The organism is Microaerobacter geothermalis (genome assembly GCF_021608135.1).
Classification (GTDB): domain Bacteria; phylum Bacillota; class Bacilli; order DSM-22679; family DSM-22679; genus Microaerobacter; species Microaerobacter geothermalis.
The window spans coordinates 91,948-108,112 of the sequence record NZ_JAKIHL010000002.1 but is presented as its reverse complement, the minus strand read 5'-3'; the positions used below and the strand labels follow the sequence as shown (position 1 = coordinate 108,112).

Annotated in this window: 17 protein-coding genes; 16 read left to right on the top strand and 1 reads right to left on the bottom strand. The window is 41.0% G+C overall.

Annotated elements, in window-relative coordinates; all coding sequences use genetic code 11:
• The first annotated feature begins 70 nt into the window (after positions 1–70).
• From L1765_RS02575 to holA, 9 genes are all read left to right on the top strand, one after another.
• A complete protein-coding gene (locus L1765_RS02575) occupies positions 71–796 on the top strand; it encodes a FadR/GntR family transcriptional regulator (RefSeq protein WP_268928655.1) in 726 nt (241 codons plus the stop codon).
• A 29-nt stretch (positions 797–825) separates the two neighbouring features.
• Positions 826–1,560: a (Fe-S)-binding protein gene (locus L1765_RS02570; RefSeq protein WP_236404407.1), complete on the top strand. Its 735-nt coding sequence runs from the start codon at positions 826–828 to the stop codon at positions 1,558–1,560.
• Entirely contained in the window at positions 1,550–2,968 is a 1,419-nt protein-coding gene (locus tag L1765_RS02565) for a LutB/LldF family L-lactate oxidation iron-sulfur protein (RefSeq protein ID WP_236404405.1), read from the top strand. Before L1765_RS02570 ends, L1765_RS02565 begins: the two co-directional genes overlap by 11 nt.
• Positions 2,958–3,632, top strand: a complete 675-nt coding sequence (locus L1765_RS02560) for a LutC/YkgG family protein (RefSeq protein WP_236404399.1) — start codon at positions 2,958–2,960, stop codon at positions 3,630–3,632. The genes L1765_RS02565 and L1765_RS02560 overlap by 11 nt, the downstream gene beginning before the upstream one ends.
• 236 nt (positions 3,633–3,868) lie before the next feature.
• On the top strand, positions 3,869–4,438 hold the full coding sequence (locus tag L1765_RS02555) for a DUF47 domain-containing protein (protein ID WP_236404398.1): 570 nt from the start codon (positions 3,869–3,871) through the stop codon (positions 4,436–4,438).
• A gap of 11 nt (positions 4,439–4,449) precedes the next feature.
• Entirely contained in the window at positions 4,450–5,451 is a 1,002-nt protein-coding gene (locus L1765_RS02550) for an inorganic phosphate transporter (protein ID WP_236404391.1), read from the top strand.
• Between the two features lie 83 nt (positions 5,452–5,534).
• The gene (locus L1765_RS02545) at positions 5,535–6,089 is read left to right on the top strand and encodes an RNA polymerase sigma factor (protein ID WP_236404388.1); all 555 of its coding nucleotides are present in this window, start codon (positions 5,535–5,537) and stop codon (positions 6,087–6,089) included.
• Positions 6,086–6,826, top strand: coding sequence for an anti-sigma factor family protein (locus tag L1765_RS02540; RefSeq protein ID WP_236404385.1), 741 nt, complete (start codon positions 6,086–6,088; stop codon positions 6,824–6,826). Before L1765_RS02545 ends, L1765_RS02540 begins: the two co-directional genes overlap by 4 nt.
• Before the next feature lie 74 nt (positions 6,827–6,900).
• Positions 6,901–7,926 carry a DNA polymerase III subunit delta gene (gene holA / locus L1765_RS02535; protein ID WP_236404383.1) on the top strand — a complete coding sequence of 342 codons (1,026 nt, stop codon included), beginning with the start codon at positions 6,901–6,903 and terminating at the stop codon, positions 7,924–7,926.
• Positions 7,927–7,953: 27 nt separating this feature from the next.
• Here holA and rpsT read toward each other — a convergent pair whose 3' ends face one another.
• Entirely contained in the window at positions 7,954–8,229 is a 276-nt protein-coding gene (gene rpsT, locus L1765_RS02530) for a 30S ribosomal protein S20 (protein ID WP_236404380.1), read from the bottom strand.
• Positions 8,230–8,526: 297 nt separating this feature from the next.
• On the opposite strand from rpsT, the gene gpr reads away from it, so the two are divergent.
• The 7 genes from gpr (at position 8,527) to grpE (ending at position 16,164) form a co-directional block, all read left to right on the top strand.
• Positions 8,527–9,630 (top strand): GPR endopeptidase, encoded by a 1,104-nt coding sequence (gpr, locus tag L1765_RS02525; RefSeq protein ID WP_236404367.1) that lies wholly within the window; start codon positions 8,527–8,529, stop codon positions 9,628–9,630.
• A gap of 68 nt (positions 9,631–9,698) precedes the next feature.
• Positions 9,699–10,841, top strand: a complete 1,143-nt coding sequence (spoIIP, locus tag L1765_RS02520; protein WP_236404364.1) for a stage II sporulation protein P — start codon at positions 9,699–9,701, stop codon at positions 10,839–10,841.
• A 3-nt stretch (positions 10,842–10,844) separates the two neighbouring features.
• Positions 10,845–11,162 (top strand): DUF3679 domain-containing protein, encoded by a 318-nt coding sequence (locus L1765_RS02515; RefSeq protein WP_236404363.1) that lies wholly within the window; start codon positions 10,845–10,847, stop codon positions 11,160–11,162.
• A gap of 116 nt (positions 11,163–11,278) precedes the next feature.
• Positions 11,279–13,099 (top strand): translation elongation factor 4, encoded by a 1,821-nt coding sequence (lepA, locus tag L1765_RS02510; RefSeq protein ID WP_236404360.1) that lies wholly within the window; start codon positions 11,279–11,281, stop codon positions 13,097–13,099.
• A 77-nt stretch (positions 13,100–13,176) separates the two neighbouring features.
• On the top strand, positions 13,177–14,319 hold the full coding sequence (gene hemW, locus L1765_RS02505; protein ID WP_236404352.1) for a radical SAM family heme chaperone HemW: 1,143 nt from the start codon (positions 13,177–13,179) through the stop codon (positions 14,317–14,319).
• An 82-nt stretch (positions 14,320–14,401) separates the two neighbouring features.
• A complete protein-coding gene (hrcA, locus tag L1765_RS02500) occupies positions 14,402–15,436 on the top strand; it encodes a heat-inducible transcriptional repressor HrcA (protein ID WP_236404350.1) in 1,035 nt (344 codons plus the stop codon).
• A gap of 92 nt (positions 15,437–15,528) precedes the next feature.
• Positions 15,529–16,164 (top strand): nucleotide exchange factor GrpE, encoded by a 636-nt coding sequence (gene grpE, locus L1765_RS02495; protein WP_236404347.1) that lies wholly within the window; start codon positions 15,529–15,531, stop codon positions 16,162–16,164.
• The last annotated feature ends 1 nt before the right edge of the window (position 16,165 follow it).

The window sequence follows — 16,165 nt, the reverse complement described above, 5'->3', positions numbered from 1 at the left end:
TCCTTATCTTTATTTTGGTGTATAGTTATGGTGATGTATTTAGAAGGCGATTTTTATTGGGGGGATCATAATGGAATTTAAAAAGATAAGGACTAAGAAAATATATGAAGAAGTGGCAGAACAGCTTCAGGAAATGATTAGCAAAGGAATCTTGAAGCCCGGAGACAAGTTGGATTCTGTCCGGGAATTAGCAGAGAAATTTAATGTGGGCCGTTCTGCTGTCCGGGAAGCCTTAAGCGCTCTTAAAGCGATGGGCCTGGTAGAAATGCGACAGGGGGAAGGCACTTTTATAAGCAAGTTTAATTCCTCTGCCATTACCCAGCCGCTCTCATCAGCAGTGTTGATGAACCCGAAAGAAATAAAAGAACTGTTGGAAGTTCGTAAAATTATGGAGGTAGGGATTGCAGGGATTGCTGCATCTAAAAGGGATGAAGAAGATTTGACTCTGATGCGGGAGGCTCTGTTGGAGATGGAGAAGGCCCTTGATGCGGATGATGAGGGATTGGGAGAATTGGCAGATGTGAAGTTCCATATGGCCATTGCCAAATCAACCAAAAATAAGATGCTCATTAAATTGATGAACAATATTTCCGGATTTATGCGGGAAACCATGAAAGAAAGTCGAAGGATTTGGCTTTACGCCGAGGAGGCTACTCACCATCGGCTGTACCTTGAACACAAATCTATTTTTCAGGCCATAGAAGAAAAAAATGCGACATTAGCTCAGCAAAGAATGCTAACCCATTTAGTCAAAGTGGAAGAGGTTGTAGATAAGTTTCAAGGTCAAGATCGCTAAACATCATCGTTAAGGGGGAGATGGGAGAGATGAAGGCTTCGTTGTTTATCACTTGTTTATCAGATATTTTTTATCCTGAAGTAGGGAAGAGTTTAGTCAATGTCTTGGAGAAACTGGGAGTTTCGTTGGATTTTCCTGAGGGACAATCCTGCTGTGGGCAACCCGCCTATAACAGCGGCTATCGGGAAGACGCCGAGAAAGCGGCTAAACATATGATCAGAGTCTTTAAGGACAGTCCCAATGTTGTTACGCCATCCGGTTCCTGTGCAGCAATGGTTAGACATTATTATCCCATGATGTTTGCCAATGACCCGGTATGGTCGGGGAAAGCACAAGAATTAGCAGACAAGACCTTTGAATTCTCGGAATTTATAGTTAAAGTCTTAAAAAAGACGGATTTGGGGGCCGTATATCCCGCAAAAGTGACTTACCACCATTCCTGTCACATGAAAAGGGGAATTCGTGTAGAGGAAGAGCCCGTCCAATTGATCAAAAGTATAAAGGGAATTACGTTTGTTGATCTTCCCTATAAAGAGGACTGCTGTGGTTTTGGCGGAACTTTTTCCGTGAAGATGCCTGAAATCTCCGAGCAAATGGTCGATGAAAAGATTCAGCATGTTTATGAGACAGAGGCAGACATACTTGTCGGCTCTGATCTTGGCTGTATCATGAATATTGGCGGAAGGCTTCGCAGAAAAGGAAAACCGGTGGAGGTTCTGCACACCGCCCAACTCTTGGAGAGGGGGTTAAATCATGGAAAATAAATCTGCATTTAAAGATCGAGTGAAGATTGCGGTTCAGGATGATTATTTGCAGAAATCCGTTCAAAATGCCCAAGAGCGTTTTCGCACCCAGCGGGAAATGGCTATGAATGATCTGGGCAATTTCCAAGAATGGCGCAACCGTGCCCAGGAAATCAGGGCTCATGTGATTGAAAATCTGGATAGCTACCTGGAACAGTTGTCGGAAAATGTAGAAAAAAACGGAGGTTATGTTTACTTTGCTGCAACCAAGGAGGAAGCTGTAGAGTATGTGACCCAATTAGCAAAAAAGAAACAAGCGAAGTCTGTCATCAAATCAAAATCTATGGTATCGGAAGAAATTCATTTAAATCAAGCACTGGAAAAGTTGGATGTTGAAGTTGTTGAATCTGACCTTGGTGAATATATCATTCAATTGGCAAAGGAGACACCTTCCCACATTATTGCACCAGCCATTCATAAAAATAGGAAACAAATCGCCGAGCTATTTTCCCGAGTTGCTGGAGAGACACTGTCTGATGATACTAAGACCCTAACTGCTTTTGCCCGCAGACAGCTTCGGGAAAAATTTTTAAAGGCGGATATTGGGATTTCTGGTTGTAACTTTGCCATTGCAGAATCTGGCTCTGTCGTTCTGGTAACCAATGAGGGGAATGGGAGATTAACCACGACATTACCTAAAACCCATGTAGCCATTATGGGCATGGAAAGATTGGTTCCAACATGGGAGGACCTGGATGTGTTGCTTTCATTATTGCCCAGAAGTGCAACGGGCCAAAGGATTACCAGTTACGTGACTGCGATTACCGGTCCTCGAAAACATGAAGATGGAGATGGACCTGAGGAATTTCATCTAGTAATCGTGGATAATGGCCGTTCCAGCATCCTGGGAACCCGTTATCAACAGGTTTTAAATTGCATTCGATGCGGAGCTTGCCTTAATGTATGTCCCGTTTACCGGCATATCGGAGGACATGCCTATGGCGGAGTATACAGCGGACCTATAGGGGCTGTACTTACTCCTTTATTGGAGGGAATTGAAAAATGGAAGGAGCTGCCGTATGCTTCCAGTCTCTGTGGAGCATGTACCGATGTATGTCCGGTGAAGATTCCGCTCCATGATTATCTTATTTTCTTACGCCAGGATGTAGTGGATGCAAAGTTAACCCCATTTTCCGAAAGAATGGCCTTTAAGGGTTTTGGGTTTGCCGCTGAAAGGAAAGCAATCTATGACTTTAGCGTGGCAATGGCCCATAAAGTTCTAAAACCATTTTCCAATGAAAGTCACATTGAAAAGGGTCCTGGACCTCTTTCCGATTGGACGGATGTGAAAGATTTCCCGTTACCTCCAAAGGATTCATTCCGCAGTTGGTGGAAAGAAGAAAAAGGAGGCGATAAAATTGGCAAGTAAAGAAGCATTTTTAAAAAATATCGCAAGTCATCTGGGCAGGGAAAGAAGAAGCGGAGTGAAGCCGCCAACTTATATCTCTCAACCTTGGGATCATTTTTATAAGGATATGAATCGGGACGAACTGATCGAGATGTTTATTGCCAATGCCACTAAAATCGGGGCCAAAGTGATTGACGCCGAGAATGAAAAAGACTTGAATATCATTTTAGGTCCCTGGATTTCGGAAAATGATCAAGTAATCATTTGGAATGATGAACGATTTGAAGAGTTGAAAGTTTATCAAGCTCTGAATCAGTTGAAGGCCAACTGGAAAAAATGGCAGGATGGACAAGAAAATCACCTTATATTTACGGAAAAGTCTAAAGTTGGAATTGTCTTTGCGGATTTTGGGGTTGCTGAAACGGGAAGTTTGGCTCTGTTTCATGGGAAAGGAAAGGGGAGAAGCGTCAGTTTACTTCCCCTCATTTCCATCGGATTTGTAAAAAAAGATACCATCGTTCCCAGAATCACTCAGGTTTTAAAGGCTATTCATCAGCAAGTTCCATCAGGAGATTTGACATCATGTTTTAATTTCATAACCGGACCCAGCCGAAGTGCCGATATAGAGATGGACCTAAGTATAGGCGTACATGGGCCTGGAGAACTTGTCGTTTTATTGATATAAAAATTTTTGATAAAAATGAACTTCCTCTACAAAAATAGGTTAACCTAGTCAGAGAAGGTTAGCCTTATTTTTCTTATTTTGGGCGAAAGACAAATTAAAAATTCTATCATGATCATCCTGAATTGTGTTACTATCGGTATGTAAATCATTTGTATGTGAAAAATCTAACTGATGGAGGCGCAAAACAAATGTCATTATTTCCAAAAAAGGATATGTTTTTTGACACACTAAAAAATATGTCTCATCATATAACCAAAACTGCAACAATGTTTCGAGAAGGTTTAAACAACCTTGACGAACCTGAGCAGTATGCAGACAAAATTAAGGAAATGGAAACGATTGGTGATGAGTATATACATACCATTATTCAAGGGTTAAACAAAACCTTTGCTACACCTCTTGAACGGGACGATATATTAACATTGGCTACAACCATGGATGATATCATCGATGGATTGGAAGCATGCAGTTCTCGTATATTTTTATATAACATAAAAAAAGCTGACCAATATATGAAGCTCTTTGCTGAAAATATTGAGAAATCTACCTATGAATTATCAAAGGCAATTGAACTTTTAACGAAGAAAAAACTGCTGCCGATGAGGGAAAATACGGTGAGAATCAATGAATATGAAAATGAAGGGGATGAAATTTTACGGGACAGCTTAAAAACATTATTTACCAATGTTTCAGACCCCATTGAAATTATAAAAAAGAAGGAAATTTATGAGATTCTCGAGGATGTTTCTGACAAGTGTGAAGATGTTGCAGATGTTCTTGAAAGTATTATTATGAGTAATTCATAGGAGATATTTATATGACACCGGAATTAATGATCATCATATTTGTGGTTATTTTGGCTCTTGCTTTTGACTTTATAAACGGGTTTCACGATACCGCCAACGCAATTGCAACATCCATATCTACCAGAGCACTAACACCTCGATCGGCAATTGTCTTAGCCTCTTCTATGAATTTTCTCGGTGCCCTTGCATTCACAGGGGTAGCCAAGACCATTGGCGGAAAGATCGCAAACCCTTTTGAATTGGATAACGGAATGGTTATCGTGATGGCAGCCCTGATTGCGGCAATTGCATGGAATTTAATTACTTGGTATTACGGAATTCCAAGCAGCTCATCCCACGCTCTTATCGGTTCATTAACAGGTGCTGTTATTGCTGCTGCTGGAATGGGAGCCATTAATGGCTCTGGTTTTACCTCTATTATTCAAGCGTTAATTGTTTCTCCAATAGCTGCTTTTATTATAGGATTTATCATCATGACCCTTCTTAAATGGATATTTGGCAGAGTTAGCTCCCATAAGGTAAATCGAGGATTTCGCAGCCTCCAGGTATTAACTGCAGCTTTTCAGGCCTTTAGTCATGGAACCAATGATGCTCAAAAGGCAATGGGAATTATCACTTTTGCCCTTGTTGCTGGCGGATTTCAAGATAATTTGGAGGTGGCTTTATGGGTTAAGGTATCTGCCGCCCTTGCCATGGCATTAGGAACTTCTGTCGGAGGATGGAAAATAATAAAAACTGTGGGCACCAAAATTATAAAAATGCAACCCATTAATGGTTTTTCTGCAGATTTGGGTTCCGCTGTAACGATACTAACTGCTACTCTTCTTAAACAACCAGTCAGTACAACCCATGTCATCACTTCTTCCATTATGGGGGTAGGAGCTGCAAAAAAATTCTCCGCGGTTAAATGGGGAATGGCGGGAAGAATTGTATCAGCATGGATCATAACCCTGCCCATCACGGCATTATTAGCATATCTTTCCTATCTATTGATTTCCCTGTTTTTATTTTAGTAGCACTTAACTATCGGGCAAAGAAGTGCAACCTTAAGAACTTCTATTTCGTCTTAAGGTGTAGGAGAGGAGGAGTATTCGGGGTGGTTGACATCAAACTCGTCAGATCAGCCCAGAAAGGGAATCGGGATGATTTAATCCAATTGCTTCGTGAAGTGGAGACCACGGTATATCGGACAGCTTACTATCTTTTGGGGAATGAACAGGATGCCCTGGATGCAGCACAAGAATCATTAATACGAATCTATACTAAAATCCCGTTGTATCGCGAAGAAGCCAAATTTGAAACATGGGTACAGCGGATTGTGACCAATATTTGCATTGACAGGTTTAGAAGGAATAAAAATATGGAAATGCTACCTATTGAGAATCAGGAGCATAAGCTTGCAGGAAAGGACAACGTAGAGGATGAAATGGAATTATTGGGGATGGCAGAGGATTTGAAGGAAGCGATTAACCAATTGCCCGATCATCATCGGACAGTTGTCGTGTTAAGGTATATACAAGACTTCTCTTATCACGAAATTTCGGAAACCCTTAATATTCCTCTTAATACGGTAAAATCTTATTTGTTTCGGGGAAGACAGCAGTTACAGGAACTACTTAGAGATTATCAGAAAGGTGGTGTTCAGGGATGACATGTGATGAGGTGATGGAATTGATTCAAAGGGATTTGGATCGTGATCTGTATGATGAGGAAAAAATATTATTATCATCTCATTTGGCTACTTGCCCGGATTGTTCCAAGATTTACGATCGCATGAAAGGTTTATCGGATCGTTTGGAGCAGCTTCCAAGGGTAACCCCTGCCTATAGTCTGGTAGACAAAATTCTCCCTGAACTGGAACATTCGGAAAGCCCGTCGGTTAAACCCAATAGAAAGCGATTTTTATGGGCTGGAGCAGCCATTGCGGCAGGGATCTTGTTTGCCATACCCTTCCTGAACAATCCTCAAATCAATAACTTTGAAATGTCCAAAGCAGACATGTCCCAAGGAAATGACCAGAGAGATGAAGAGAAAGTGGAACAAGTTCCAGCTGAAGCTCCCCAGATCGCAGCAAAAATGGCACCAAACCACGAAGGAGCCCCGGATTTGTCTATGGAATCTGTTCCTAACAATTACAGTTTGGCCGCACCCCAGATTTTTTCTTCTCCTAATGGAGAATATCGGGCATTTATATCTAATGAAGGTCAGATGCAACTGGTGATTGAAACCAATAAAGGAGAGATCGTATTTCTCGGCCATTCCTGGGATCCGACGTTTAATGTAAATATCAAGTGGCTGGACAGCTTTTCTTTGCAGTACCGAATTGGGGAAGACGAAATCTGGCAAGTAAATCTGAAAAATTTAACGGAACGGCAAATACAAAACTAGAGGTTATTGCAAACCATGGACAATTTTCCGTGGTTTTTATTGATCTGATATAATGGGTTCTGAGGTGGTATCCTTTGTACCGAGAAATAGCCAAGGAAATTAAGAAGGGGATCTATAAGCCTCTTTATGTTTTTTTTGGAACCGAAACTTTTCTGATGAAAGAATTAACCCAATATATGAAGGAAAGAATGCTGGACCCGTCAATTCTTGATTTTAACTTTCAGCAATATGATTTGCGTGAAACCCCCTTTTCTTTCGTATTGGAGGATGCTCAAACGCCTCCATTTTTTGGGGATAGGAAACTGTTGGTGGCTAATGGAGCTTATTTTTTGACAGGAAATAAGGAGTTTCACATGTCAGATGAGGAGTCTGAAAAAATGATGGATTTTATTGCTGATCCCCCGCCTTTTACTTCCTTGATACTACAAGTGGAAACGAACAAGCTGGATGAAAGGAAAAAAATCGTAAAGAGATTAAAAAAAGATAACCTGCTCATATTGTTTGAACCTTTAAAAGATCAAGAACTTATTCGTTGGATTTATAAGAAAGCTCAGGAATTGTGTGTAAAGATAGACGAACCGGCTGTGGAGGAACTGATTCTTCGTTTGGGGAACTCATTGAACTTCATTTATAATGAGTTAAAAAAGATGGCCACATATGTTGAAAAAGAGGGAATCATAACGAAAGATGTGGTTTCATTAATGGTATCAAGAACCATGGAACATGACGTGTTTGCACTGATTGACCGGATTTCACAAGTGAAGCTGGAGGAGGCCTTGTCCATTTTTTATGACCTGTTAAAGCATAATGAAGAACCGATTAAAATGATTGCACTGTTGGCAAGACAATTCCGCATCATCCTTCAGGTAAAGCTACTGCAGGAGAAGGGGTACTCACAAAATCAAATGGCTTCGCTCATAAAAGTCCATCCATATGCCATCAAACTGGCCGGTAATTTTGGTCGAAAGTTTACTTCTTCTGCATTAGAGGAAATATTAAACGATTTGGCAGAGTTGGACTATAAAATGAAATCTGGACAAATGGATAAGATATTGGGATTGGAATTGTTTATTTTAAGCTTAAAGTCCCCGCAAAAATAAAAACGACCCTCTATGGGTCATTTTTTCTTAGGCAGTTTCCTTAGCAATCGCGTTTACCTTTTTGGATAATTGAGATTTCTTTCTGGAAGCGGCATTTTTATGGATAAGCCCTTTTGTAACCGCCTTGTCCAGCTTTTTAATCGCATATTTCAAAGCTTCAGTAGCTTCCTCAATATTATTCTTTTCAACAGCTACTTCAACTTTTTTGATAGCGGTGCGCAAAGCGGATTTCTGAGCAACGCGATGGGCACGACGTTTTTCACTTTGCTTTACACGTTTGATGGCTGATTTTATATTTGGCAAACCAAATTACACCTCCTGCTTGGTTTTTCTTCTTGTGTCTGGTCAAATTCGACTGTTTGTTCATATACAACAAAAGAAATTGTACCATGGGTTAAATAAAAAAGCAATAAAATGGTTGAAATGAATAAGAACTATTTTTTTCAGGTTAACCTATAAAAGTGGAACTAAACTTATCAAGTTTTTCAGTCCCTCCGTTAAGTACGATCTCAAAGGCTGTCCTTTGTAAATTCTTTAGTTTCGTCCATATAATAACCATATTGTAAGGAAATCATATCTCGTAAATAGGAGGAAAAATGAATGTCTGATTCTCTTGATCTTCGCCCTTTTTCGATACATACCGACCTTGCATTGGAAGCCCATGAATTGGCTAACGCTGAAGGCACGGGGATTCCGGGAGTAAGGATGGAAACCGAGGAACTGGATGAAATAACAATATCCAAGGTATTTGTTGAAAATGTGGAGGGAGCGAAAGCAATTGGAAAATTCCCGGGCAAGTATATTACCTTGGAAGTTCCAGGTTTAAGGAAAAAGGATTCTGTCCTGCAGGATAAGGTAGCCAAAACATTTGCCAAACATTTTCAGCAATTTCTTCAGGAATTGAGAATTGAAAAGACCGCATCTGTACTGGTTGTTGGGTTAGGAAACTGGAACGTGACTCCTGATGCCCTCGGGCCCATGGTTGTAGAAAATCTGGTGATTACCCGGCATCTATTCTCATTAATGCCTGAGAAAGTGGACGATGGTTACCGTTCAGTCAGCGCCATATCTCCAGGAGTAATGGGCATCACAGGGATTGAAACCAGCGAAATTGTCCATGGCGTGATTGAAAAAATAAAGCCTGATTTTGTTATTGCCATTGATGCTTTAGCTGCCCGCTCGCTGGACCGAGTGAATACAACGATTCAGATTGCCGACACGGGGATTCATCCAGGTTCCGGGATTGGGAATAAAAGAAAAGCATTGAATAAGGAAACCCTGGGCATTCCCGTTATTGCTATTGGAGTACCCACGGTAGTTGAAGCCGCTACCATTGCCTATGATACCATTGACTTTTTGCTGGCCCATTTTAGCCATCAATTGGATGAAGAGGGGAGAAAGAATAAATTAATCCCCGAAACCCTTGCTTATATGCCAGATAAAAAAAAGATTAAAAATTACAGAGAGTCCGGAAAGGTTCATCCCCAGGCCCAGCAGGTATTTGGAATGATCGGGACGTTAACCCCTGAAGATAAAAAATATTTGATAAAAGAAGTGCTGAGTCCCCTGGGCCAGAATTTAATCGTTACTCCCAAAGAAGTGGATGACTTCATTGAAGATATTGCAAATGTGGTGGCTAATGGATTAAATGCCGCTTTTCATGATGCCGTTGATATGGACAATGTTTCCGCTTATACCCATTAAATCTGGTTCTAATGGTTCTCTCTTCTGCATAGGCTTAAATAGACAAGCCAGTGGAAGGTGGAACAGGTATGGAAATCACACTTACACAGTTTCAGCGGATTTTTGTCACTCTTATTGTAGCCATTCTTCTCGTGATACTTCTCCTTGGAACGTATATGTTAAAGGGGAATTCTCCGGCAGGCGGAGTCTATTTGACAAAGATGGCCAATTTTTTTTCAAAAGATGCCTATCTTTCTCTATTGGCAGAAGAAATTCCCTATTTTTCTGAACTGGACAAGTTTAAAAACCGTGATCCCAGTCCCGTGCGATTATCCAGTTTTTTATTTCAATTGGCAACCAGCATCAATCCTGAAGACCCAAGAAGTTTAATGGGTCGGGAAATCCCAAGGTTTGCCTTGTACAGCGGACAAATTCTTGTTGCCGGTGTGGGTGTGGATTATACCGACTTGCCGATGGAATCCCCTCCTCCACCGGAAGCATTGGCTGCTGATTCAGGTGACATTCCCCCTGTCAGTGCCCAAGAGGAAACTAAGGTACAATCAGCATCCGTGCGTAACCCCAATGGAAAAAAAGTGGTTTTTATTTACCAAACCCATAATCGGGAATCCTGGACGAAATATGTTTCAAGCGGCTCATCTCCTTTTGATCCCAAAATAAATGTTACCCTTTTGGGAAAAAGGCTAAGTCAAGAATTGAATAAGAAAGGAATAGGAACCATTGTTTCTACAAAAGATTTTGCTAAAGAAGCAGAGGCTTATTCCCTGTCTTATGCCGTATCATTAAAGACGGTGAAGGAGGTGTTATCACAAAATAGAGATATCACCTATGTTTTTGATATCCATCGGGATGATGCTGATCGTGACAGAACAACGACAACTATTGACGGAAATAAGTATGCCAGATTATTTTTTGTTCTGGGTAAGGGGAATAAAAATTGGCAGGCAAACTATCAATTCGCCAAGGAACTTCATGACCGCCTGGAAGAAAAATATCCCAGTATTTCAAAAGGGATTGTTGCTTTTGAAAAAAGTGATTATCGAAATGGTGAATACAATCAGTCTGTTTCTCCCAATGCGATTACCGTTGAGATTGGCGGGGTAGGAAATACTTTGGAAGAGTCATATCGAACTGTAGAGGCTCTGGCCGATGTGGTCGCTGAAATGTATTGGGATGCTTCACCGGTTTCGGGCCAAGAAGAGGGAGTGAGATAGCTCATGAAAAAATTTTTGATCCAACTGCTATTATTAGTCGTATTTCTACTTAGCGGCGTGATCTTAGGGATAAAAACATCTGAAGTGGGAATCTCACGAATTCAGCCACTGGAAAAAAACATTCCAGCCCCTTTCTTTCATATTACTAAAGTGGATGGTGAGAAGGTAGAGGTTGCTCCAAATAAGGAAAATCAGAAAGAATCCGACAATCCCCTTTTAACGATTGAAGGAAAAACGTCCTTCGAAAATGAAATAGGCTATACATTAACCAAGGCCACCAGAAAAGGATTGGAATGGATTTCATCCCTTATTCCATTTTAAGACGATTGCTAGCGAAACATATAAAAACGGTCCGCTGAAAAAGGTGGACTTTTGTTTTTTTAAGCCAATTGATATAATAAGTGCTAGTGCTTACATGTCGTTCGGAGGGAACCTTGATGGATAAAAAAGAAAGACAAAAACAAATACGAAACTTTTCAATTATTGCTCATATTGACCACGGAAAGTCAACATTGGCAGACCGTATTTTAGAATATACCGGCGCTTTGTCAGACAGGGAAAAGGAAGATCAATTCCTGGATCAAATGGATTTGGAAAGGGAGCGGGGGATTACGATTAAACTGAATTCAGTCCGTCTCCTGTATAAAGCAAAGAATGGTCAGGAATATATTTTGCACTTGATTGACACCCCGGGGCATGTTGATTTCACCTATGAAGTTTCCCGCAGCTTGGCAGCCTGTGAAGGAGCGTTGCTGGTGGTAGACGCTGCCCAGGGAATTGAAGCTCAAACCCTTGCCAATGTCTACTTAGCCTTGGAAAATGATCTGGAGATTCTTCCTGTGATTAATAAAATTGACTTGCCGAGCGCAGACCCTGATCGGGTCAAAAAAGAAGTTGAAGACGTCATTGGGTTGGATGCCAGTGAAGCAGTGTTGGCGTCAGCTAAAGAAGGCATTGGTATTGAGGAGATTCTGGAACAGATCGTTGAAAAGGTGCCTGCACCATCGGGGGACCCGGATGCTCCCTTAAAAGCTTTGATTTTTGACTCTTTGTATGATCCGTATCGAGGGGTCATAGCTTATGTTCGTGTTGTAGATGGAACCATTAGGCCTGGAATGAAAATCAAGATGATGGCCACAGGTAAAACCTTTGAAGTAACAGAGGTTGGTACCTTTGCCCCATTCCCCGTCAAGCTGGAAGAGCTTAGTGTGGGGGATGTAGGTTTTTTGGCTGCCAGTATCAAAACAGTAAAAGATACCCGGGTTGGCGACACCATTACCGATGCTTCCAATCCTGCATCTGAACCTTTGCCGGGGTATCGAAAAATTAATCCCATGGTTTTTTGCGGAATGTACCCCGTGGATACCAGTGATTATAATGACCTGAGAGAAGCCCTAGAAAAGCTTCAATTAAACGATGCAGCTCTTCAATTTGAGCCTGAAACTTCCAGCGCATTGGGATTTGGTTTTCGCTGCGGCTTCTTAGGTCTTCTTCATATGGAAATTATTCAGGAGAGAATTGAACGGGAGTTTAATATTACGCTGATTACTACCGCACCCAGCGTAATCTATAAGGTAACCAAAACAGATGGTGAAGTAATTACCATTGAAAACCCATCGGCTTTACCAGAACAGCAAAAAATAGAGTACATTGAAGAACCTTATGTAAAGGCAACCATTCTCGTTCCAAAGGACTTTGTGGGTGCTGTCATGGAAATCTGTCAAAACAAACGGGGAGAATTTATTGATATGCAATATTTGGATCCCACCAGGGTACAGATGGTGTATCACATGCCCCTGTCAGAAATTGTTTATGATTTCTTTGACCAATTGAAATCAAGCACCAAGGGATATGCATCCTTTGATTATGAACTGATCGGGTATAAAAAATCTTCACTGGTTAAGATGGATATCCTGTTGAACGGGGAACCAGTTGATGCCCTGTCCTTCATTGTTCATCGGGACAAGGCTTATCACCGGGGCCGCTTACTGGTGGAGAAGTTGAAAGACTTAATTCCCCGGCAGATGTTTGAAGTTCCTGTTCAGGCGGCTATTGGAAATAAAATCATTGCCAGAGAAACGATCAGGGCGATGAGAAAGAATGTATTGGCCAAGTGCTACGGCGGGGATATCACACGGAAAAGAAAGCTATTGGAAAAGCAAAAAGAAGGAAAGAAAAGAATGAAGGCTGTGGGAAATGTTGAAGTCCCGCAGGAAGCATTTATGGCCGTGTTGAAGATGGATGAGGGCAAAAAGTAAATTCTTTAATTCCGTCCATATCGATGTCCCTGATTGGTTGTCAGGGATATCATTTTTCACAGAAAGAGGGGGAGTGTATGGTCCATTCTGTCTATATTCATATTCCCTTTTGCACGAACAAATGCTTTTACTGTGATTTTAATTCCTATGTAACCAGGGATGAGAAACTGGTATGGGATTATTTGTACGCCTTGAGAAAAGAAATGAACATCACCGTGAATCAGTCCCCCCCTTCCGAGATCAAAACCATTTTTGTCGGCGGAGGCACCCCTTCGATTTTAAATCCGGAACAAATGGAGTTCTTTTTGCTATCTGTCCAGGAGTTCTTTCCCCGTGTACAATCGGCTGAATATACCATAGAGGCGAATCCAGGAACTTTGACAAAAGAGAAGCTGACAGTGATGAAAAAAGGAGGGGTCAACCGTCTTAGCCTGGGTGTTCAATCTTTTCAAAATGTCCTGCTTAAAGAATTGGGCCGAATTCATGACCGGGATCAGGTATTTGAATCCATTCGGCTGGCCCGACAACTGGGCTTTGAAAATTTATCCATAGATCTGATGTTTGGATTACCCAATCAGACAATGTCCCAGTGGATAGAAACATTGGAAATTGCTTTCTCATTAAATTTAGCCCACTATTCGGCCTACAGTTTAAAGGTAGAGCCAAATACCCGCTACCATGTGCTGTATGAACGGGGAGAACTTCCCCTACCTCCAGAGGATGAGGAAGTCAATATGTATATCACCCTTATAGAAAGAATGAACCATTGTGGATATCATCAATATGAAATCAGCAATTTTGCAAAACCGGGGTTTGAATGCAAGCATAACCTCACATACTGGCAAAATGAAGAATATTATGGCATTGGTGCGGGCGCCCATGGTTATATGAATGGACAAAGACATGTGAATGTCGGTCCGGTTTCTGAATATATCCATCAAGTGAACAGGGATGTGCTTCCCAGGATTGAAACCTTTTCAGTCTCTAAACGGGAAGCGATGGAAGAGACCATGTTTATGGGACTTCGAATGTTAAAAGGGGTTTCATCTGAAGATTTCAGGAAGAAGCATGATATTGAAATGGAAAAAGTTTTTGACCGTCAGATAAAAAAACTAATAACTGAAGGGTTATTGGAGAAAAATGAAGAAAGGGTTTGGTTAACAAAAAAAGGTGTGCTGTTTGGCAATGAAGTCTTTGCACATTTCATAGAGAAAAGTTGACAAATAAAGGCTTCTTTTGGTATTTTTGAGTTAGAAGGTTTAGCACTCAGCATTATCGAGTGCTAATAATGGTGGTGATATCATGTTAACTGAACGACAGATGCGCATATTACAAGCCATTATAAACAACTATATTCATTCGGCGGAACCAGTTGGTTCAAGAACTCTCTTCAAACAAGGAGATATAGGTTACAGTTCTGCGACCATTCGAAATGAAATGGCAGATTTGGAGGAATTGGGATTCTTGGAGCAACCCCATATCTCTTCCGGAAGAATTCCGTCGGAGAAGGGATATCGTTTTTATGTTGACCATCTCATAGAGCCTCATCTTTTGACTAGAGAAGATTTGATCAATATTAAAAAGACGTTTGCTGAGAAGTACATGAAGTTTGAAGAGCTGATTCAGCAAACCACCAATGTACTTTCCCAATTGACCAATTATACTGCTATTCTTCTTGGTACGGAAGTTTTTGAAACAAAATTGAAGCATCTCCAATTCGTTCCCTTATCGGCAAAAAGAGCGGTGGCCATTATGGTAACCGATAACGGTCGGGTAGAGCATAAAGTAGTTACCATTCCGGATGGGATTTCCGTCTATGATATGGAGAAAGTTGTAAATATCTTAAATCATAAACTTGCGGAGGTTCCGATTTTTCAGTTAAAGCAGCGTTTGTATTCGGAAGTGTCAGAGGAACTGAGAAAACATGTGCAAAAGACGGAAAAAGTACTGCTATTATTGGAGCAAACGTTAACTTCTAGCCATGAAGATAAAGTATATATTGGCGGGACAACAAACATCTTGTCTCAGCCTGAATTTAGAGATGTGGATAAGGTGAAATCCATATTGGAGCTTTTGCAAAAAAATCAGTTGGTCAGCCAATTGCTTCCTCCTCCCACTGAAGAGGAGGGGATTCAAATTCGAATTGGACATGAAAATGGGATCGAGGAAGTTAATCACTGTACCTTAATCTCAGCATCCTATTATGTGGATGGTCAACCTATGGGAACTATTGGCATTTTGGGACCAACCCGCATGGAATACAGCAAGGTGATTGCGATTCTTGAGCACATCTCAAAGGATTTATCCATTGTGCTGAAGAAATGGCAAGGAGAATAGTCTTCATGTGATGCAGCAAGATTTGAGGATGATTTCCTCCCTTTGACTCTTGCTGCTTCCCTTGTGTAACCAAAGATTATGGAGGTGAAACCATGACTGATCAGGAGAAAAGTCAGATAAAAAAGCAAAATGAGAATCAAGGAGTAGCAACCGAAAAAAGGAAAACAGAAGAAGAAAAAATAACAGAAGAAAAAGAAATAGCAGATGAAAATGAAGACAGGAATCAGATTGAAGAAGAAATGGAAATCGAGAACACGGCTTCTGAGTCCGATAAAGAGAATCAAGAAATTCTGGAACTAAAAGCTAAAGTGGAAGAAAATTATCAGCGTTTTTTAAGGGTTCAGGCCGATTTTGATAATTTTCGCAGAAGGTACCGCCTAGAGAAAGAAGACCTGTTGAAATATGGTTCTATTCGTTTTCTTGAACAATTTCTGCCGGTTATGGATAATTTTGAAAGGGCCGTTGATGCCAGCAAGGAAACCAATAATATTGAATCGATGATTCAAGGGCTTGAAATGGTCTACCGTCAGTTAAATCAAGTCTTGGAGCAAGAAGGTGTAACGGTGATTAATGAGGTGGGTGTCCCATTTGATCCATCGATTCATCAAGCCGTGATGCAGGTGGAGTCAGCGGATTATCCATCCGGTTCAGTGGTTGCAGTCTTGCAAAAAGGCTATAAATTAAAAGATAAAATAATCAGACCAGCGATGGTTCAGGTAAATTCATAGG

Coding starts and splice junctions, on each gene's coding strand:
- hemW (WP_236404352.1), top strand. CDS start 13,177: ATGGTCCATTCTGTCTATATTCATATTCCCTTTTGCACGAACAAATGC.
- grpE (WP_236404347.1), top strand. CDS start 15,529: ATGACTGATCAGGAGAAAAGTCAGATAAAAAAGCAAAATGAGAATCAA.
- hrcA (WP_236404350.1), top strand. CDS start 14,402: ATGTTAACTGAACGACAGATGCGCATATTACAAGCCATTATAAACAAC.
- lepA (WP_236404360.1), top strand. CDS start 11,279: ATGGATAAAAAAGAAAGACAAAAACAAATACGAAACTTTTCAATTATT.
- L1765_RS02515 (WP_236404363.1), top strand. CDS start 10,845: ATGAAAAAATTTTTGATCCAACTGCTATTATTAGTCGTATTTCTACTT.
- spoIIP (WP_236404364.1), top strand. CDS start 9,699: ATGGAAATCACACTTACACAGTTTCAGCGGATTTTTGTCACTCTTATT.
- L1765_RS02550 (WP_236404391.1), top strand. CDS start 4,450: ATGACACCGGAATTAATGATCATCATATTTGTGGTTATTTTGGCTCTT.
- gpr (WP_236404367.1), top strand. CDS start 8,527: ATGTCTGATTCTCTTGATCTTCGCCCTTTTTCGATACATACCGACCTT.
- L1765_RS02565 (WP_236404405.1), top strand. CDS start 1,550: ATGGAAAATAAATCTGCATTTAAAGATCGAGTGAAGATTGCGGTTCAG.
- L1765_RS02555 (WP_236404398.1), top strand. CDS start 3,869: ATGTCTCATCATATAACCAAAACTGCAACAATGTTTCGAGAAGGTTTA.
- L1765_RS02570 (WP_236404407.1), top strand. CDS start 826: ATGAAGGCTTCGTTGTTTATCACTTGTTTATCAGATATTTTTTATCCT.
- L1765_RS02540 (WP_236404385.1), top strand. CDS start 6,086: ATGACATGTGATGAGGTGATGGAATTGATTCAAAGGGATTTGGATCGT.
- L1765_RS02575 (WP_268928655.1), top strand. CDS start 71: ATGGAATTTAAAAAGATAAGGACTAAGAAAATATATGAAGAAGTGGCA.